The organism is Phenylobacterium sp., assembly GCF_030693625.1.
Taxonomy (GTDB): Bacteria; Pseudomonadota; Alphaproteobacteria; order Caulobacterales; family Caulobacteraceae; genus Phenylobacterium; species Phenylobacterium ferrooxidans.
Genome location: NZ_JAUYAF010000027.1, coordinates 36,094 through 53,303, shown reverse-complemented (window position 1 = coordinate 53,303; position 17,210 = coordinate 36,094). Strand labels below are relative to the sequence as shown.

Below are 17,210 nucleotides of genomic sequence, written 5' to 3'. Positions count from 1 at the left end.
GCTTAGAGTCCTTTCGACGCCGCCAGGTCTTTCAGATTGACCAGGGGGCGCGGGCCGTAGTGCGAGATCACTTCCGACGCCGCCAGCGATCCGAGCTGGCCGCAGACGTTCAGCGGCCGGCCCTTGGCGAGACCGAACATGAAACCGGCTGCGTATTGGTCGCCCGCGCCGGTCGTGTCCACGACTTTTTCCACAGGATAGGCCGAAACGTCCAAGGTCTGCCCGGCCGCGCAGATGGTGGAGCCGGCCGCGCCGCGGGTGACGGCGGCGATCTTCACCTTGCCGCGCATCTGGGCCATGGCGTCATTGAAGTCGGTGGTCTGGAACATCGCCATCAGTTCGGTGTCGTTGGCGAAGACCAGGTCGACCTGGCTCTCGATGAAGCCCAGCAGGGCCTCGCGGTGGCGTTCCACCACAAAGCCGTCCGACAGGGTGATGGCCATCATCCGGCCGGCGCCCCGGGCCAGGCCCGCGGCCTTGGCGAAGGCGCGGCGCGCGGCCTCGGCGTCGAACAGGTAGCCCTCGAGATAGACGATCTTGGCGCCCTCGATGATTGCGGCGTCCACATCATCGGCCGCGAACTCGGTCGAGGCGCCCAGATAGGTGCACATGGTGCGCTCGCCATCCGGGGTGACGTTGATCAGCGACCGCGCCGTGGCGGGGCCGTCGGTCAGGGGCGGGGTGTCGAAATGGGCGCCGATGGCCCGCATGTCGTGGGCGAAGACGTCCCCCAGCTGGTCCTTGGCCACCTTGCCCATATAGGCCGCGCGGCCGCCGAAGCTGGCGACCCCGGCGATGGTGTTGCCGGCCGAGCCGCCCGAGGCCTCGATGCCTGAGGCCATCTTGCCGTAGAGCTCCACGCCGCGCGCTTCGTCGATCAGCATCATGGCGCCCTTGTCCAGCCCATTGGCCGACAGGAAGTCATCGGTGGCCGGGGCGATCACATCGACGATGGCGTTGCCGATGGCGGCGACGTCGTACAGTTCGGTCATAAGGGCTTTCCGGGGAAACGTAGGCGGGCTGACTACAGGGAAAGACCAGCTTGATCAACGTGAGCGGGGCTTTGCACAGGATAGGGCATGCGGCTTTTTCATTTCAGCGACGATCCGGGCATCGGATGCTTTATCCCCAGGCCGGTTCGGGTCCCCTCGACGCGGCCGCCGGGGCGCGACTGGCTGAACGGCCCGCTGGTGTGGGCCATCGATGAGGTGACGCAGCCGCTATACTTCTTCCCCCGCGACTGCCCCCGCATTGTGCTGTGGGAAGGGCCGACCACCACGGAAGAGGACCGGGCGCGGTGGTTCGGGTCCAGCGACGCGCGGATGATCGCCCATGTGGAGTGGGCCTGGTTCGAGCGCCTGCGTTCCGAACCCCTCTACCGCTACGAACTTCCCGTCGAGGGCTTCGAGGATCTGGCCGACGCCGGCATGTGGGTGGCGCGCCACGCCGTCAGGCCCCTGTCCGTCGAGACCCTCGATGACCTGCCGGCCATGATGGCGGCGCACGGGGTGGAGTTGCGGCTCATGGCCAGCCTGGTTCCGCTTCGGGACGTCTGGTCCACCAGCCTGCACGCCAGCGGGGTGCGGCTGCGACATGCTCAAGGTTGGGCGGCAACTCCTGACGCCTCCACACGTTAGGTCGCCAAGGCGGACCGTCCGCCAAAGCGTTTGGAGGAGCTGCACATGGGCATTCTCAATCAAGACAAGTCCAAGGACGATAAGCTCTCGGTCCAGGAAAAACGGGCTATCAAGGACGCGGAGGTGCCGCACGCCCGCAAGGTCGAGCCGCTGGAGGCGGACGAATTGCCCGACCAGTTGGCGGACAAGGGGCAGGATGCCGAAGACCGGCAGGAAGCCCTGCTGGACGAGGGTCTGGAAGAAAGCTTCCCGGGCAGCGACCCGGTGAGCGTCAAGCGCATCACCTGATCGCGTTTCCGAGTTAAGGCCGATCTTCTCGAAAGATCAGCTTGGCGAGGGGCGGCGGAGAAGCTTCACTGGATCGCATGATCCGCAAGCTCTCCGCCGCCCTTTTCGCGTTTGGCCTGCTGGGCGCCGCACCGGCCCCCGAATGGCGCCCCCTGGACCCCGAAAACCTGCTGGTGATCGACACCACCAAGGGGCGGATCCTCGTTGAGATGGCCCCGGACATGGCGCCGCTGAGTGTGGCCCGGGTCAAGCTGCTGGCCCGGGAAGGTGTCTATGACGGCCTGCAGTTCCACCGGGTGATCGAGGGCTTCGTCAACCAGACCGGCAATCCCGACAACAAGGACGGCGGGGTTTCCCGCCACCCGGACCTGCCGCTGGAGGCGACCTTCAAGCTGAAGATCGCCGGCTACCGGGCGGTGGCCGCGCCGAGCGACGGGACGGTGGGCTTCCTGGGATCGGTCCCCATCGCCACGGTGTCGGGCCAGGAGGCGCTGCGGTCCACCGACGGCGCGATCCGCGCCTGGGGCGCCTATTGCCAGGGCGTCGCCGGCATGGGGCGGCAAGAGGCGCGCAACACCGGCAACAGCGAGATCTTCTTCATGCGCGGCTCCAGCCGGCGCCTGGACCGCGACTACACGGTCTGGGGCAGGATCGTGGTGGGGAGCGACATCAACAGCCTGCTATCGGTGGGCGAACCCCCGGCCGCCCCCGACCGGATGCTGAAGGTGCGGGTGGCGGCCGACATGCCGGCCGCCGATCGGCCACGGCTCTCGATCCTGCGGGACGACAGTCCCGAGTTCCGCGCCCTGGTCCGCCGGACGCGGATCGCCAAGGGGGCGGACTTCTCCATCTGCGACCTGGAGGTTCCGGTCCGCGTCGACCCCTAGGCGAGGCTCACGACCCCGCGAACAGGACCTTCGACGGGCACAGATCGGCGATGGGGCAGTCCTCGCAGCGCGGCCTGCGCGCCACGCAGGTGTAGCGCCCGTGCAGGATCAGCCAGTGATGGGCGCGGGTGAGGTAGGGCTCGGGCACCAGCGCCATCAGGTCGGCCTCCACCTGGTCCGGGGTCTTGCCCGCCGACAGCTTCAGGCGGTGGGAGACCCGGAAGACGTGGGTGTCCACGGCGATGGCCGGCTCGATGCGCAGCTCGTTCAGCACCACGCTGGCGGTCTTCCGCCCCACGCCGGGCAGGGCCATCAGGGCCTCGCGCTCCAGGGGCACCTCGCCGCCATGCTGCTCCATCAGGATGCGGGCGGTGGCGATGACATTCTTGGCCTTGGTGCGGTAGAGACCGATGGAGGCGATGAACGGGATGAGGCCCTCTTCGCCGAGGTGCAGCATCTTGGCCGGGGTGTCGGCCACGGCGAACAGGGCGGTGGTGGCCTTGTTCACCGAGACGTCGGTGGCCTGGGCCGACAGGGCCACGGCGGTCACCAGCTCATAGGGGCTGGCATAGTTCAGCTCGGTGCGCGGATCGTCGCTGAGCGACAGGAAGCGGTGAAAGATTTCCTCCACCCGCGCCTGTTCTGCGGGACTGACGCGCGTCTTCTTCCTCGCCGGGGGTCGGGGGGCTTTGGCCATGGCCGACCATGGTACGCCGCGGGCTGCTTCGCCAAGGCCCAGCGCACGTGGCGCCTGTTTGGACGTCCGCAAATCGCCTAACCTGGCGCGGTCATGGATGATCTGGTCTTCATGGACGCCGAGATCCGGCCCAACCGCAGCCTGTCGCGGCGTGGGTTCGTGGTGCTGATCACGGTGCTGACGGTGCTCAACTGCGCCTCGGCCGCGGTCTTCCTCTCCATGGGCGCGGTCTTCGTGCCGATGTTCCTGGGGCTGGATCTGGTGGCGGTCGTGGTGGCCTTCCTGGTCAGCTTCGCCGCGGCCAAGCAGATCGAGCGGGTCCGGGTCACCGACCGCCAGGTGCAGGTGTTTCAGGAGACCCCGACCTGGAAGAAGCTGATGTGGGAAAGCCCCACGGCCTTCACCCGCGTCACCCTGCTGACCGAGGACGACCACGCGATCGACCTGCGCCTGGCCCTGTCGGGCAAGGAGGCCCCGGTGGCCCGGGCGCTCAGCCCCGCCGAGCGGGCCGAATTCGCCAAGGCCCTCGAGGGCGCGATCTACTCGGCCCGGCGGGCGCGGTTCTAGCGCCCTACAGGATGAACCGCGAGAGGTCGGCGTCCTTGGCCAGGTCGCCGACATGGGCCTGCACATAGTCAGCGTCGATGCTGATGGTCTCGCCCGAACGGTCCGAGGCGGTGAAGCTGATCTCCTCCAGCACCTTTTCCAGGATGGTCTGCAGCCGGCGCGCGCCGATGTTCTCCACCGAACTGTTCACCGCCACGGCAGCGTCGGCCAAGGCGTCGACGGCTTCGCCGGTGAAGGTCAGGGTCACGCCCTCGGTGGCCAGCAGGGCCTGGTGCTGGCGGATGAGGTTGGCCTCGGGCTCGGTGAGAATGCGGCGCATGTCGTCGCGGCTGAGCGGCTTCAGCTCCACCCGGATCGGCAGGCGGCCTTGCAGTTCCGGCAACAGGTCCGAGGGCTTGGCCACGTGGAAGGCGCCCGAGGCGATGAACAGCACGTGGTCGGTCTTCACCGGCCCGTGCTTGGTGGAGACGGTGGTGCCCTCAATCAGGGGCAGCAGGTCGCGCTGGACCCCCTCGCGGGAGACATCGGCGCCGCCTGAGCGTTCGCGGCTGGTGGCCACCTTGTCGATCTCGTCGAGGAAGACGATGCCCTGGTTCTCGGCCAGCTCTATGGCCTCCTGGGTCAGGGCCTCCTGGTCCAGCAGCTTGTCGCTTTCCTCGGCGATGAGCGGAGCGTGGGCCGCGGCGACCGTGGTCTTGTGCGTCTTGGTGCGGCCGCCGAAGGCCTTGCCCATCATCTCGCCGAGATTGAGCATGCCCATCTGCGAGCCCGGCTGGCCCGGAATGTCGAACATCGGCATGCCGCCACCGGTGTCGGCCAGGGTCAGCTCCACCTCCTTGTCGTCCAGCTCGCCGGTCCTAAGCTTCTTGCGGAAGCTCTCGCGGGCGGCGGTGGAGCCGGGGCCGGTCAGGGCGTCGAGGATGCGCTCCTCGGCGGCGGCCTCGGCCTTGGCGCGGACGGCGGCCCGGCGCTTTTCGCGCACCATGGACAGCGAGATCTCCACCAGGTCGCGCACGATCTGGTCCACGTCGCGGCCGACATAGCCGACCTCGGTGAACTTGGTGGCCTCCACCTTCAGGAACGGGGCCTGGGCCAGGCGCGCCAGGCGCCGTGCGATCTCGGTCTTGCCGACCCCGGTGGGGCCGATCAGCAGGATGTTCTTGGGCGTCACCTCGTCGCGCAGGGCCTCAGGCACTCGGCGGCGGCGCCAGCGGTTGCGCAGGGCGACGGCGACAGCCTTCTTGGCCTCGGCATGGCCGACGATGAAGCGGTCGAGTTCGGAGACGATTTCGCGCGGTGAGAATTCGGTCATAGCGCCGTTAGATAGGTACGATCTGGGCGGTTCAAGACGAAGCGGCGGGCCTGAGTCGGATTCCGCCGGCCCGATGCGTCCTTGGGCCAGGATCCAGAGCTGGAGAGAGCCGATGCCGGCGCCCGCCAATACCGACGCCTATCTCGCCACCCTGCCGGCGGCGCAGCGCGAGGCCCTGGAGGTGCTGCGCCGCCAGATCCTGGCCGCCGCGCCGGCGGCTGTTGAATGCATCAGCTACGGCATGCCGGCGGTGCGCCGTCAGGGGGTGCTGGTCTGGTTCGCCGCCGGCAAGGCCCATTGCGCCCTCTATCCCGGTGGCCTGGTGGCGGAATTCGCCGATCGGCTGACCGGCTACCAGACCAGCAAGGGCGCTATCCGCTTCCAGCCGGAGAAACCTCTGCCGCCCCAGCTGATCGCCGACATCGTGGCCCGCCGGATTGAACAGGACCAGGCCGCCGCCGCGGCGCGGGCGGCGAAGAAGAAGCGCTAGGCCTTCGGCGGCGAGGCCAGGATCATGTCGTAGACCAGGCCCCAGCCCTTGGGGCCAAGCTGCCAGATGCGGACATAGTGACCCTGTCGGGCCTGGCTGTCCCGCACCCAGGCGGCGTCGCCATAGGTCCACGCCAAGTCGCCAGCCAGGGAGACCTCCCCGCCCAGGGCGGCGAAGTCGATGGTTCTGGTCCGAGTGGCCAGTTCCGTGGCTTGGGCGTCGGGCGTTTCGCCAGGCGCTGCGCGGGAGCCGGCGACCCGGGCGCCGGAAATCAAGACGGCTTTATAGGCGGCGGCGACCTCGACCCTGGCGGCGGCGGCCAGGGCGGCCTCAGCCTTGCGGACGTCGGCGAGGGCCGATTCCGGGTGCTTGCCCTTGGTGGTCGAGACCGGAAGATAGGCCGGCTGCGAGCCCTGGGGCGCGGCGCTCGAGGCGTCGGAGGGCGGCCCGCCGTCATAGACCCATTTCCACCCGCCATCGGCCTGCTTCTTCCAGACGGTGAAATAATAGCCGCGCAGTTGGCCGTCATAGCTGTAGGGGCCGGTGGTGAAGCCCAGGTCGCCGGACCGCGCGATCCCGGCCCACAGCGGCCACCAGACCAGGGGCGGGCCACCCTTGTCGGGATCCTGCTTCGGGAAGGTCTCGTGCACCTTCTGCACATCGGGCTGGAAGACGATGGCGTCCGGCGCCGAGTGCTTGAGGAAGGCGTCGCGCACGCCCAGCGCCAGGCCATCGGCGGCGAAGGCCCGCTCGGCGGCCACCACAGGGGCGGGGTCGACAGGCGCCGCGAAGGCCGGGGCGGCGGCGAAGGCCAGGAGGGTGAAGAGGGCGACTTTGGACATGACGACAGCTCCCCAGCTTATCGCCCCCTAGCTAGGCCCCACCGCGAGCCCGCCTCAAGTGAAGGATTGGACAGGTCGCTAGAGGATTTCCACCGTCAAATTGCCGTTGGTGTAGACGCAGATCTTGGCGGCGATGGCCATGGCGTCCCGGGCGACCGCCTCGGCGTCCTTGTCGGTCTCCATGAAGGCCAGGGCGGCGGCGAGCGCATAGTTGCCCCCCGAGCCGATGGCCGCGACGCCGGTTTCCGGCTCCAGCACGTCGCCCACCCCGGTGACGGTGAAGATTTTCTCCCTGTCGGCCACCAGCAGCATGGCCTCCAGCTTGCGCAGGTAGCGGTCGGTGCGCCAGTCCTTGGCCAGGTCCACGCAGGCCCGGGCCAGCTGGTCGGGATACTGCTCGAGCTTGGCTTCAAGGCGCTCGATCAGGGTCAGGGCGTCGGCGGTGGCGCCCGCGAACCCGGCGATCACCTTGCCGCCGGCCAGGGCGCGGACCTTGCGGGCGTTGCCCTTGACGATGGTCTGGCCCATCGACACCTGGCCGTCGCCGGCGATGACGGTATGGCCGTCCTTGCGCACGGCTAGGATGGTGGTGCCGTGCCAGTCGGGAAAGTTGCTAGGATTGCTCATGTGAGCCGATGTGAGCAGGCGAGGGGTCTAGGTCAAGGACGATGAGTTTTTCCGACGATGAGGTCGAACGCTATGCCCGCCACCTGGTGCTGCGCGAGGTCGGCGGCCCGGGGCAGCAGCGGCTGAAGGCCGCCCGGGTGCTGATCGTGGGGGCCGGAGGCCTGGGCGCGCCCGCCGCCCTCTATCTCGCCGCCGCCGGGGTCGGGACCCTGGTGCTGGTCGATGCCGACACGGTCGACGTCTCCAACCTGCAGCGCCAGGTGATCTACACCGAGGGCGACGTGGGCCGCTGCAAGGTGGAGGCCGCCGCCGACCGGCTGAAGGCGCTCAACCCCCACGTCAACATCGAGCGCGTTCCGGTCCATCTGGAAGAGGCTAATGCGCGGGGCCTGGTGCGGGGCTGCGACCTGGTGCTGGACGGCACCGACGACTTCACCACCCGCTTCACGGTCAACGCCGCCTGCGTGGCCGAGCACGTGACCCTGGTGTCGGGCGCCATCGGCCGCTGGACCGGCCAGGTCGGGGTCTTCCGCCGCGCCCCCTGCTACCGCTGCCTGGTGCCCGAGGTTCCGCCGGACGCCGAGACCTGCTCGGCCGTGGGCGTGGTGGGGGCGCTGGCCGGGGTGGTCGGGTCGATGATGGCCCTTGAGGCCATCAAGCTGCTCACCGGCGCGGGCGACCCGCTAAACGGCCGCCTGTTGATCTATGACGGCCTGTCCGGCGAAACCCGAACGGTGAAGATCGGCCCCGACCCGGAGTGCGAGGTCTGCGGAGGGCGGGGATCCTAGGCGAAGGCCTTGCCCAGGAAGTCCACGCAGCGCTTCAGCACGTCGAGCTCCATCTCGGGCTCTCAGCCCCATCATCGGGGCCAAGACCCTCCAACAGCTGGACGACAACCTGGCCGCCGTGGACCGAGTGCTGACGCCGGCTGGGATGGGCCACGCTCGACGAAATCAGCGCCATGCAGTCCGAATATCCCGGCCGAATGCTGGAACGCCAGGGCCGCGCCCGCCGGCCCAGGCCGTCTAGCGGGACCCGGGCGCCCGCGCTCCTTCGACGCGGCGCTGGTGATCTTAAGGAGTGGGAAGCCTCCAGGGCGCGTCCCTCCCGACGCGGCCAAGTCTGGCGCGCGTGCGGCCGGGGCCTCCCAATGAAACTCGACGACTTGAAGATCGCCACGAAAATCCTGCTGGTTATGGGACTCCTGGGGATCGCCAGCCTGGGCCTGCTGTTGTTCTCGACCTCGAAGCTGACGGCGATCGACGCCAGCTATTCGGCTGACCTCGACCACCGAGCGGCGGCCATGATCCGGACGATCCGTGCGGGCCGGCTGATGACGGACATGGGGTACAACGCCTATCGCGTCGTCGCCCACGATCCCCAATCGAAGGAGGCCGTCGAGGCGGCAGAACAGGTGGCCAAGAGCAACGCCGCCGCGGTGAAGCTGCTGGATGAGGCGCGGCTGCTCGCCCCTGAGAACGCCGCCGCCTATGACGATTTCAAGAGCCAGCTCGCAGTCGTCGACCGGGTTCTTGAGGCCGCGACCGCCCAGGCCCTGCGCAACGAAGCCGTCGAGGCGACGGCCACGCTCAAGCGCGCCGACCAGGACATCAAGAGTCTGATCGACAAGTTTGTGGCCTTCAGCGATTCGCAAACCAAACTCGGCCAGGACGCCTCAGCGGCCAACTCGGCCTCGGTGGTCAGTTCGATCCGCTTGGTGTGGATCGTCGGCCTGGCCGGGCTGCTGTCCTCTCTGGCCGTTGGAGCCTGGGTCGCGGTCAGCAAGATTTCCCGCCCCCTGACCGACCTCTCCCACCGCATGGCTGAGCTCTCGGCCGGAGACCTCACCGTCGAGGTGGAGGGGCGGTCGCGCGGCGACGAGATCGGGGTCATGGCGAAGTCGGTCCAGGTCTTCAAGGACAACGGCCTGGCGATGAAGCGGCTGGAAGCCGAAGCGATCGCACAGCGGGCGGAGGCCCAGGCCGACCGGGGCCAGAACGAGGCGGCCCGCGCGAGGTCCGCCGCCGAGCAGGCCACGGTGGTCACCGCCATCGCCGCCGGTCTGGACAAGCTCTCCGGCGGCGACCTGACCTTCCGGCTCCAGGACGCCTTTGCGTCCGACTATGAGGGTCTCAGGACCACCTTCAACGACACCATGTCCAACCTGCAGCGCACCATGCAGGAGGTGGCCACCGCCACCGCCGCCATCGGCTCGGGCGCCGGCGAGATCAGCCAGGCGGCTGATAACCTGTCGCGCCGCACCGAGCAGCAGGCGGCCAGCCTTGAGGAAACCGCCGCAGCCCTCGATCAGATCACCGCCACGGTGAAGCACACCGCCGAGGGCGCGAGCCACGCCCGCACGGTGGTCGCGACCGCCCGCGGCGACGCCGAGACCAGCGGTGAAGTGGTCGGTCGCGCCGTCGCGGCCATGGGCGGCATCGAGGCCTCGGCCCGGGAGATCGGTCAGATCATCGGGGTGATCGACGAGATCGCCTTCCAGACCAACCTGCTGGCCCTCAATGCGGGCGTCGAAGCCGCCCGCGCCGGAGAGGCCGGGCGCGGCTTCGCCGTGGTGGCCTCCGAGGTGCGGGCCCTGGCCCAGCGCTCCGCCACGGCCTCGAAGGAGATCAAGACCCTGATCGCTGCGTCCTCGGCCCAGGTCGGCCTGGGCGTCGATCTGGTCGGTCAGACCGGCAAGGCCCTGGAGCGCATCGTCACCCAGGTCGCGGAAATCACAGAGATCGTCAGCGCGATCTCGGCGTCGGCCCAGGAGCAGGCCACGGGCCTGGCCCAGGTGAACATCGCCGTGAACCAGATGGACCAGATGACCCAGCAGAACGCCGCCATGGTCGAGCAGTCGACGGCGGCCAGTCTGGCCCTGGCCAACGAGACGACCGATTTGACCCGTCTGGTGGGACAGTTCGAGACCGGCGCTGTGGTGGCGCTGGCCGCCTCATCCGCGACCGTCCGGGGCGCCCGGGGCCAGCAGCAGGCCTTGCGCCACGCCTTCCCCCCAGCGGCCCGGGACGGGTCGGCGCAGCGCAAGCCGAAGCCTGAGCTCTGGGAGGCGTTCTGAGGCCGGAGGGCGTCGAGGTCAGGGCCCGGTCGCGCGGCTTGTGGCCATCCATCCAGGCTTGGGGGTGCGACCTTTGGTCGAGCCTTTGCCCTACAGCATCGACGTCAGGACCCGGTCTGGGGGCTTGTGCCCGTCCATCCAGGTCTTGATGTTGATGATCACCTTCTCGCCCATCTCGGTGCGGGCCTCCACCGCGGCTGAGCCCAGGTGGGGCAGGACAAACGGCAGCATGCCGGCCGCGACGGCCGTTCGCCTGGTGATCATCTGACGTCCCCCCAACAACTCAAGGTAGGCTGGGGGTCGCAAGCCTGGCCGTCAAGCCCGCCCCTTGACCGCCCCTGGGTCAGGCGGCGTTCCCTTAAAGAAAAAGGAGGCTCGATCCATGAAGGCGCTGCTGTACCAGGGGGCTCGTGACATCCGCTATGAGGGGTTCCCGGACCCGACCCTGGCCGACCACCGCGACGTGATCGTGAAGATGGAGCGCTGCGGGATCTGCGGCAGCGACCTGCACATCTACCAAGGCCACGGCTTTTCGCCTGATCTCGGCTTCTGCGTCGGCCACGAGGCGGTGGGGGAGGTTGTCGAGGTGGGCCGGGGCGTCCAGCGCCTGAAGTCCGGCGACAAGGTGATGATCTCGGCGGCCGTGGGTTGCGGCGCCTGCGGGCCCTGCCTGGCCGGGGAGATCAACCTCTGCGCCGACAACGCCATGCAGTGCTACGGCCTCAGCCATCGGCTGGAGGGCTGCCAGGCCGAGGCCATCCGGGTGCCCGCCGCCGACTTCAACTGCACGCCGATCCCCGAGGGCCTCACCGCCGACCAGGCCCTGATGCTCACCGACAACCTGCCCACCGCCTGGCATGGCCTGCGCTACGCCGAGGTCGGTCCCGGCAAGACCGTGGTGGTGGTGGGTCTGGGCCCCATCGGCCTGATGGCGGTGGAGGGGGCCTTTGTCCTGGGCGCCAGCAGGGTGTTCGCCATCGACCGGGTGCCCGAGCGCCGGGCCATAGCCGAAAGTCTGGGGGCCCAGGCCTTTGGCGACGACGCCATCGCCCAGATCGCGGCGGCCACCTCGGGCCGCATGGCCGACTGCGCGGTGGAGGCGGTGGGGGCCGACGAGACCATTGCGCTGGCCATGAAGGCCGTCGGCCGGATGGGGGTGGTCTCGGTGATCGGGGTCAACCAGAGCCGGGGCTTCGACTTCCCCATGGGGGTCTCGTTCATGAAGAACCTGACCTTCCGCATCGGCACCTGCTCGGTGCCCAAATGGTGGCCCGAACTGATCCCGCTGATCCAGGGCGGCCGCCTGCGTCCCGAGCGCTACATCACCCACCAGATGCCGTTGTCGGAAGGCGCCGAGGCCTACCGCCTGTTCGACGCCCGCGAGGCCGGCGCCCTGAAGATGGTGCTGACGCCCTGACGTGGTTGCGGCCGTCATGGCGCGCGCCTAGCTGTTGCTGAGCCTGAGGAGCGCGACCCCATGAAATACAACCAGCTTGGCCGGACCGGCCTGTTCGTCTCGGAAATCTGCCTGGGGACCATGACCTTCGGCGGCGACAACGACGCCGGCATTTGGAAAATGATCGGCGCCCTGGACCAGGGCGAGGTGGACGGGATCGTCGGCAAGGCGCTCGCCGCCGGGGTCAACTTCATCGACACCGCCGACGTCTATGCCTACGGCCAGTCGGAGACGCTGCTGGGCCAGTCGCTGAAGAACCTCGGCGTGGCGCGCAAGGACGTGGTCCTGGCCACCAAGGTGTTCGGCGAGATGGGGCCCGGCCCCAACGACAAGGGCGCCAGCCGCGGCCACATCATGGACTCGGTGCAGGGCAGCCTGGAGCGCCTGCAGACCGACCATATCGACCTCTACCAGATCCACGGCAATGACACGGTCACCCCCATCGAGGAGACCCTGCGCGCCCTGGACGACCTGACCCGCCAGGGCCTGGTGCGCTATGTCGGCGTCTCCAACTGGACGGCGTGGAAGATCGCCAAGGCCCTGGGGATCAGCGCGGCGAAGGATTATGCGCGGTTCGAGACCCTGCAGGCCTACTACTCCATCGCCGGCCGCGACCTGGAGCGCGAGCTGGTCCCCATGCTGACCGAGGAGAAGCTCGGACTGATGGTCTGGTCGCCCCTGGCCGGCGGACTCCTCTCGGGCAAGTTCGGCCCCGGCGCCCCGCCGGTGAATGGCGCGCGGCGCACCAATTTCGACTTCCCGCCGGTCAATACCGACCGCGCCTGGCCGGTGGTGGCCGCCATGCGCGAGATCGGCGAGGCCCACGGCGTGTCCGTCGCCCGCGTGGCCCTGGCCTGGTTGCTCTCCAAGCCACACGTCATGAGCGTGATCATCGGCGCCAAGACGATCGAGCAGCTGGACGATAACCTGGCCGCCGTGGACCTGGCCCTGACGGCCGACGAGATCGCCAGGCTCGACGAGATCAGCGCCCTGCCGTCCGAATATCCCGGCTGGATGCTGGAACGCCAGGGCGGCGCGCGCCGGCCGAAACCTTTTGCGGCCAAGTAGGCGACGCGCTCAGATATACTTGCTGATGAACTTGGCCGACTGGGTCACCACAGTGGTCCAGGTCGAGTCCTGCCAGCCGGTATGCCCTTCGCCCTTCAGCAGGACGTGCTCGCACCCCTTGCCGGCCGCGAACATGGCGTCCGCCATGGTCTTGGACTGGCTGGGCCGCACGGTGCTGTCCTCCGTGCCAAGCATCAGCAGAACGGGCGTCGTGATCTCGCCGGCCCGCCGGGCCGGGGAGCCGCGAATGAGTAGGGCCTCGTCGGCCCTGGGGTCGCCGATGGTCTTCAGCCAATAGGCGTAGGATAGCGAGTCCGCCCCCTCCTCCCGGCGAACGGTGGCCATCAGGGTCAGCAGGTCCGAGGGCCCTGCGATGGAGACCGCGGCCTTGTAGAGGTCTGGCTTGCGCACCGTCCCCATCAGCGCGGCGTAGCCGCCATAGCTGGAGCCGAGAATGGCCAGCCGCTTGGGATCGGCGCGGCCGAGGGCGACGACATGGGCCACCGCGTCCTCGACGTCCTCCTGCATCAGATCGGCCCACCGCTTGCGCCCGGCGTCGGCGAAGGCGCGGCCCAGGCCGCCGGAGCCGCGGAAGTTGGGCTGCAGCACCAACCAGCCCTGGGCCGCGAAGGCCTGGACCATGAAGTCGTAGTCGTACTTGTCGCGTAACTCCGGCCCGCCGTGCGGCATGACCAGCATCGGCAGGGGGCCCTTTGCGGCCTTGATCGGGGTCGAGAGGTAGGCGCTGAGAGCCGTGCCATCGCGGGCCTTGAGCTTCAGCGCCTCCATGCCGGCCAAGCGCTCGGGCGGCAGCCAGGGGAAGCGATCGCCGATGGCCTCCACCGCGCGCTTGCCGGTGTCATACATGTAGAAGGCGCCGGCGTCCTTCGGCCCCGTGACGTTGAAGATGAACCGGGTGTGGGCCAGGTTCATGTCGTACAGCCGGACATTGCAGGTGTTGCCGAAATAGCTGTTCACCCCCCGGAAGTGGGCCGCCAGCTTGGGGTCGACAAACTGATATTCCAGGCGGTCCTCCCGGTAGGCGGTGGCCAGCAGCTTCAGGTCCTCGTCGATGATCGCCTCTTCGATGTCCCGCGACGGACGCTGGGCCACCACCTCGCCGAATTGCAGGGTCGCGATGTCGAAGGTGCGCAGAACCCGCGCGTCCTCGCCCTCGCGGGCCTGGGCGACCAGGAAGACGCCCGGCGCCGGGGTCGGGCCCGCGACATCGAAGTCCGGAAGCTTGTCGAGTTCGTCGCGACGGGCCTTGCGGATCAGCTTCCATGCCGTCTCGCCGGGCGCACGGCCCTGGATGCTCACCGTGCCGCGGGTGGTGGAGTCGAACCTCATCATGGGGACCCCACGCTGGGTCATCCAGAAGTCGGTGGAGGTCGTCCCGAGTTCCATCTGCTCGGACTTGCCGGTGTGCACATCGACCTTCTGCAGAGACCAGGCCTCATGCCGCCCACTCCAGATCTGCATCAGGATGTGCTGGGGATCGTCCCACATGTAGTCGACGACACGGGACAGATCGAACTGTGACTTCAGAACCTTGGCCTGGTCGGCGAACAACATCAGGGGATTGGAGCCGTCCACGCCAATGGCGATGATCCGGCGCAACGGATAGGGCAGGAAGAAGCCGTAGAAGCTGAAGCCGTAGGGCTCCCCCGACGCCGACTTCCACATGCTGATGGTCACCAGCAGGCGCTCGTTGCTGGCCCATTCCACGGTCTTCACATCGTGATCGCCTATGACCACCCGCACCGGCGCCGCCGAGCCGTCGGCCTTGGTCAGGACCACGATGGCCTTACGTTTTCCGCCCTCGGTCTGTTCCCGCAGGATGGCGACCCGTTCCCCGTCGGGGGACAGGGCGGCGTCCGACACGCTGGCGCTCCGCAGAAGTTCCTCGACGGTGGGGGGTGTCGGTTCGGCCGCCTGGGCCAGGGTCACGCTAAGCCAGGGCAAGCCGGCGCCCGCCGCTAGCGCACTGCGTCTTGTGATCACGGAAATCCCCCGAACAACCCTGGATAGGGTTCAGGTCCGGGGCGGGTCCGTCAAGCCCTACAGCATCGACGTCAGGACCCGGTCTGGGGGCTTATGCCCGTCCATCCAGGTCTTGATGTTGATGATCACCTTCTCGCCCATCTCGGTGCGGGCCTCCACCGTGGCTGAGCCCAGGTGGGGCAGGAGGACGGCGTTGGGGAGTTTCAGCAGGCGGGGATTGATGGCCGGCTCGAACTCGAAGACGTCCAGGCCCGCGCCACCGATCTCGCCCTTGGTCAGCTGGTCGGCCAGGGCGCCCTCGTCGATGATCTCGCCGCGGGCGGTGTTCACCAGGATGGCGTGGGACTGCATCAGCTTCAGCCGCCGCGCCGAGAGCAGGTGGTAGGTGGCGGGCGTGTGGGGGCAGTTGACCGAGATGATGTCCATCCGGGCCAGCATCTGGTCGAGGCTCTCCCAGTAGGTGGCCTCCAGGTCCTCGGCGATGCGGGGGCTGACCGGCTTGCGGTTGTGATAGTGGATCTGCATGCCGAAGGCCTTGGCCCGGCGCGCCACGGCCTGGCCGATACGGCCCATGCCGATGATCCCCAGGCGCTTGCCCGAAATCCGCCGGCCCATCATCCAGGTGGGCGCCCAGCCGGTGAAGCCGCCGGCCTGGGCGACATTGGCGCCCTCCACGATTCGGCGCGACACCGCCATCATCAGGGCCAGCGTCAGGTCGGCGGTGTCCTCGGTCAATACGCCCGGCGTGTTGGTGACGCTGATGCCGCGCGCATTGGCGGCGGCCACGTCGATATGGTCCACGCCCGCCCCGAAATTGGCGATCAGCTTCAGCTGGTCCCCAGCGTGGCTGAGCAGGTCGGCGTCGATCTTGTCGGTGATGGTGGGGACGAGAACGTCGGCGATCTGCACGGCGGCGACCAGGGCTGCGCGGTCCAGGGGCTCGTCATTGAGATTGAGCTGGGTGTCGAACAGTTCGCGCATCCGGGTTTCCACGGGATCGGGAAGCCTGCGCGTGACGATGACTTTGGGCTTTCGGGCGGGCATGGGCGGTTTGCGGAACTCGAAAAAGGGCGTGCGGTGCGCGGGACTATGGCGCGTCGTGAGATGAACCTCTAGCAAAGGGCATATGTGCGGCCAAGGCGAGGCGGAAACGGCGATGAGCGCGCGGGCGTGGGCGCCGATCTTTATGGCGGCCCTGTTCTGGGGCCTCGGCGCGGCGCAGGGTGCGGCCGCGGCGGAGCGCCCGACCCCATCGGGCCTGCCGGTTCCCCGCTATGTCGCCCTGAAATTCGACGAGGTGAACGCCCGCGCCGGCCCCGGCGACGATCACCGGCTGCTGTGGGTCTATCGGGTCAAGGGCCTGCCGGTGCAGGTGGTGGCGGAAAACACCGAGTGGCGGCGCATCTGCGACCCTGAGCGTGGCCTGGCCTGGGTGCACCGGCGCACCACCGACGGTCGCCGCATGGTGATGCGCACCCAAGCAGCCCCCCTGCCTCTGCGCAGCGCAGCCAAGCCCGACGCCCCCGTGCACGCCATTTTGAACGCTCGCTCCCTGGCCGCGTTGGTTCGCTGTGACAGCAAGGCTTGGTGCAAGCTCCGGGTGGACGGCGTCTCGGGTTGGGCCCAGGCGTCAGACCTCTGGGGAACCGACGACAAGCCCCAATGCCGTTGAGCGACGCGGCCGGCTCTGATAGGCCCTGACCCTCTTTGAAAGCCGGAAGGCCACCTGAATGACCATGGGCGTGAAAGCCAAGGACAATTACAGCTACGAAGATCTCATGGCGTGCGCGCGCGGTGAGATGTTCGGGCCGGGCAACGCCCAGCTGCCGGCGCCGCCGATGCTGCTGTTCGACCGCATGACCAAGATCACCGACGAGGGCGGCGAGCACGGCAAGGGCTATATCGAGGCCGAGTTCGACATCAATCCCAGCCTCTGGTTCTTCGACTGCCACTTCATCAACGACCCCGTCATGCCCGGCAGCCTGGGCCTCGACGCTCTCTGGCAGCTGGTGGGCTTCTACCTGGGTTGGATCGGCGGCAAGGGCCGCGGTCGCGCGCTCGGCTGCGGCGAGGTCAAGTTCGGCGGTGAAGTGACCCCGAATATCAAGAAGGTCACGTACAAGGTCCAGATGAAGCGGGTCATCAACCGCCGCCTGGTCATGGGCATCGGCGACGGGATCCTCGAAGCCGATGGCGAGCCCATCTACTGGGCTCAAGACCTCCGCGTCGGTCTCTATCAACGATAAACGGCCGTTCGGA

At 68.3% G+C, this 17,210-nt stretch carries 18 protein-coding genes and 1 pseudogene; 11 read left to right on the top strand and 8 right to left on the bottom strand.

Annotated elements, in window-relative coordinates; all coding sequences use genetic code 11:
* Positions 1 to 2 precede the first annotated feature (2 nt).
* Positions 3 to 992, bottom strand: a complete 990-nt coding sequence (locus tag Q8N10_RS06215) for an adenosine kinase (RefSeq protein ID WP_304780468.1) — start codon at positions 990 to 992, stop codon at positions 3 to 5.
* A gap of 87 nt (positions 993 to 1,079) precedes the next feature.
* Between Q8N10_RS06215 and Q8N10_RS06210 the strand changes: the two genes are divergently transcribed.
* The 3 genes from Q8N10_RS06210 to Q8N10_RS06200 all read left to right on the top strand — a co-directional run bounded on the left by Q8N10_RS06210 (position 1,080) and on the right by Q8N10_RS06200 (position 2,812).
* Positions 1,080 to 1,637 (top strand): DUF6886 family protein, encoded by a 558-nt coding sequence (locus Q8N10_RS06210; protein WP_304780466.1) that lies wholly within the window; start codon positions 1,080 to 1,082, stop codon positions 1,635 to 1,637.
* Between the two features lie 45 nt (positions 1,638 to 1,682).
* Positions 1,683 to 1,925, top strand: coding sequence for a hypothetical protein (locus tag Q8N10_RS06205; protein ID WP_304780463.1), 243 nt, complete (start codon positions 1,683 to 1,685; stop codon positions 1,923 to 1,925).
* A 77-nt stretch (positions 1,926 to 2,002) separates the two neighbouring features.
* Positions 2,003 to 2,812 carry a peptidylprolyl isomerase gene (locus Q8N10_RS06200; RefSeq protein ID WP_304780460.1) on the top strand — a complete coding sequence of 270 codons (810 nt, stop codon included), beginning with the start codon at positions 2,003 to 2,005 and terminating at the stop codon, positions 2,810 to 2,812.
* 7 nt (positions 2,813 to 2,819) lie between these two features.
* On the opposite strand, the gene nth is transcribed toward Q8N10_RS06200, so the two are convergent.
* Positions 2,820 to 3,509 carry an endonuclease III gene (nth, locus tag Q8N10_RS06195; RefSeq protein ID WP_304780457.1) on the bottom strand — a complete coding sequence of 230 codons (690 nt, stop codon included), beginning with the start codon at positions 3,507 to 3,509 and terminating at the stop codon, positions 2,820 to 2,822.
* Positions 3,510 to 3,602: 93 nt separating this feature from the next.
* On the opposite strand from nth, the gene Q8N10_RS06190 reads away from it, so the two are divergent.
* Entirely contained in the window at positions 3,603 to 4,076 is a 474-nt protein-coding gene (locus Q8N10_RS06190; protein WP_304780454.1) for a DUF2244 domain-containing protein, read from the top strand.
* A gap of 4 nt (positions 4,077 to 4,080) precedes the next feature.
* Here Q8N10_RS06190 and hslU read toward each other — a convergent pair whose 3' ends face one another.
* The gene (gene hslU / locus Q8N10_RS06185; protein WP_304780451.1) at positions 4,081 to 5,388 is read right to left on the bottom strand and encodes an ATP-dependent protease ATPase subunit HslU; all 1,308 of its coding nucleotides are present in this window, start codon (positions 5,386 to 5,388) and stop codon (positions 4,081 to 4,083) included.
* 112 nt (positions 5,389 to 5,500) lie between these two features.
* Here hslU and Q8N10_RS06180 point away from each other — a divergent pair, with 112 nt between their 5' ends.
* Positions 5,501 to 5,878, top strand: a complete 378-nt coding sequence (locus Q8N10_RS06180) for an iron chaperone (RefSeq protein WP_304780449.1) — start codon at positions 5,501 to 5,503, stop codon at positions 5,876 to 5,878.
* On the opposite strand, the gene Q8N10_RS06175 is transcribed toward Q8N10_RS06180, so the two are convergent.
* The gene (locus Q8N10_RS06175) at positions 5,875 to 6,720 is read right to left on the bottom strand and encodes a DUF4440 domain-containing protein (RefSeq protein WP_304780447.1); all 846 of its coding nucleotides are present in this window, start codon (positions 6,718 to 6,720) and stop codon (positions 5,875 to 5,877) included. The two genes, Q8N10_RS06180 and Q8N10_RS06175, sit on opposite strands and share 4 nt — an antisense overlap.
* Before the next feature lie 78 nt (positions 6,721 to 6,798).
* Positions 6,799 to 7,347, bottom strand: a complete 549-nt coding sequence (hslV, locus tag Q8N10_RS06170; protein ID WP_304780442.1) for an ATP-dependent protease subunit HslV — start codon at positions 7,345 to 7,347, stop codon at positions 6,799 to 6,801.
* A gap of 41 nt (positions 7,348 to 7,388) precedes the next feature.
* Here hslV and Q8N10_RS06165 point away from each other — a divergent pair, with 41 nt between their 5' ends.
* Entirely contained in the window at positions 7,389 to 8,135 is a 747-nt protein-coding gene (locus Q8N10_RS06165) for a molybdopterin-synthase adenylyltransferase MoeB (RefSeq protein ID WP_304780436.1), read from the top strand.
* A gap of 362 nt (positions 8,136 to 8,497) precedes the next feature.
* Entirely contained in the window at positions 8,498 to 10,423 is a 1,926-nt protein-coding gene (locus Q8N10_RS06160; RefSeq protein ID WP_304780433.1) for a methyl-accepting chemotaxis protein, read from the top strand.
* Between the two features lie 90 nt (positions 10,424 to 10,513).
* Here the strand turns inward: Q8N10_RS06160 and Q8N10_RS06155 are convergent.
* Positions 10,514 to 10,642 (bottom strand): annotated as a pseudogene (locus tag Q8N10_RS06155) (D-glycerate dehydrogenase); the annotation flags it as partial.
* Between the two features lie 163 nt (positions 10,643 to 10,805).
* On the opposite strand from Q8N10_RS06155, the gene Q8N10_RS06150 reads away from it, so the two are divergent.
* Together Q8N10_RS06150 and Q8N10_RS06145 are read left to right on the top strand one after the other, a co-directional pair.
* Positions 10,806 to 11,840: an alcohol dehydrogenase family protein gene (locus Q8N10_RS06150; protein WP_304780430.1), complete on the top strand. Its 1,035-nt coding sequence runs from the start codon at positions 10,806 to 10,808 to the stop codon at positions 11,838 to 11,840.
* 60 nt (positions 11,841 to 11,900) lie between these two features.
* Entirely contained in the window at positions 11,901 to 12,947 is a 1,047-nt protein-coding gene (locus Q8N10_RS06145) for an aldo/keto reductase (RefSeq protein WP_304780427.1), read from the top strand.
* 9 nt (positions 12,948 to 12,956) lie between these two features.
* Here Q8N10_RS06145 and Q8N10_RS06140 read toward each other — a convergent pair whose 3' ends face one another.
* Complete coding sequence (locus Q8N10_RS06140) at positions 12,957 to 14,912, bottom strand: alpha/beta fold hydrolase (RefSeq protein ID WP_304780424.1); 1,956 nt, start codon at positions 14,910 to 14,912, stop codon at positions 12,957 to 12,959.
* A 96-nt stretch (positions 14,913 to 15,008) separates the two neighbouring features.
* Positions 15,009 to 15,995 carry a D-glycerate dehydrogenase gene (locus Q8N10_RS06135; protein WP_304780420.1) on the bottom strand — a complete coding sequence of 329 codons (987 nt, stop codon included), beginning with the start codon at positions 15,993 to 15,995 and terminating at the stop codon, positions 15,009 to 15,011.
* Between the two features lie 112 nt (positions 15,996 to 16,107).
* Between Q8N10_RS06135 and Q8N10_RS06130 the strand changes: the two genes are divergently transcribed.
* Both Q8N10_RS06130 and fabA read left to right on the top strand, forming a co-directional pair.
* Positions 16,108 to 16,623 (top strand): SH3 domain-containing protein, encoded by a 516-nt coding sequence (locus tag Q8N10_RS06130; protein WP_370690221.1) that lies wholly within the window; start codon positions 16,108 to 16,110, stop codon positions 16,621 to 16,623.
* 64 nt (positions 16,624 to 16,687) lie between these two features.
* The gene (gene fabA, locus Q8N10_RS06125; protein ID WP_304780761.1) at positions 16,688 to 17,197 is read left to right on the top strand and encodes a 3-hydroxyacyl-[acyl-carrier-protein] dehydratase FabA; all 510 of its coding nucleotides are present in this window, start codon (positions 16,688 to 16,690) and stop codon (positions 17,195 to 17,197) included.
* The last annotated feature ends 13 nt before the right edge of the window (positions 17,198 to 17,210 follow it).

Coding starts and splice junctions, on each gene's coding strand:
- Q8N10_RS06215 (WP_304780468.1), bottom strand. CDS start 992: ATGACCGAACTGTACGACGTCGCCGCCATCGGCAACGCCATCGTCGAT.
- Q8N10_RS06210 (WP_304780466.1), top strand. CDS start 1,080: ATGCGGCTTTTTCATTTCAGCGACGATCCGGGCATCGGATGCTTTATC.
- Q8N10_RS06205 (WP_304780463.1), top strand. CDS start 1,683: ATGGGCATTCTCAATCAAGACAAGTCCAAGGACGATAAGCTCTCGGTC.
- Q8N10_RS06200 (WP_304780460.1), top strand. CDS start 2,003: ATGATCCGCAAGCTCTCCGCCGCCCTTTTCGCGTTTGGCCTGCTGGGC.
- nth (WP_304780457.1), bottom strand. CDS start 3,509: ATGGCCAAAGCCCCCCGACCCCCGGCGAGGAAGAAGACGCGCGTCAGT.
- Q8N10_RS06190 (WP_304780454.1), top strand. CDS start 3,603: ATGGATGATCTGGTCTTCATGGACGCCGAGATCCGGCCCAACCGCAGC.
- hslU (WP_304780451.1), bottom strand. CDS start 5,388: ATGACCGAATTCTCACCGCGCGAAATCGTCTCCGAACTCGACCGCTTC.
- Q8N10_RS06180 (WP_304780449.1), top strand. CDS start 5,501: ATGCCGGCGCCCGCCAATACCGACGCCTATCTCGCCACCCTGCCGGCG.
- Q8N10_RS06175 (WP_304780447.1), bottom strand. CDS start 6,720: ATGTCCAAAGTCGCCCTCTTCACCCTCCTGGCCTTCGCCGCCGCCCCG.
- hslV (WP_304780442.1), bottom strand. CDS start 7,347: ATGAGCAATCCTAGCAACTTTCCCGACTGGCACGGCACCACCATCCTA.
- Q8N10_RS06165 (WP_304780436.1), top strand. CDS start 7,389: ATGAGTTTTTCCGACGATGAGGTCGAACGCTATGCCCGCCACCTGGTG.
- Q8N10_RS06160 (WP_304780433.1), top strand. CDS start 8,498: ATGAAACTCGACGACTTGAAGATCGCCACGAAAATCCTGCTGGTTATG.
- Q8N10_RS06150 (WP_304780430.1), top strand. CDS start 10,806: ATGAAGGCGCTGCTGTACCAGGGGGCTCGTGACATCCGCTATGAGGGG.
- Q8N10_RS06145 (WP_304780427.1), top strand. CDS start 11,901: ATGAAATACAACCAGCTTGGCCGGACCGGCCTGTTCGTCTCGGAAATC.
- Q8N10_RS06135 (WP_304780420.1), bottom strand. CDS start 15,995: ATGCCCGCCCGAAAGCCCAAAGTCATCGTCACGCGCAGGCTTCCCGAT.
- Q8N10_RS06130 (WP_370690221.1), top strand. CDS start 16,108: ATGAGCGCGCGGGCGTGGGCGCCGATCTTTATGGCGGCCCTGTTCTGG.
- fabA (WP_304780761.1), top strand. CDS start 16,688: ATGGGCGTGAAAGCCAAGGACAATTACAGCTACGAAGATCTCATGGCG.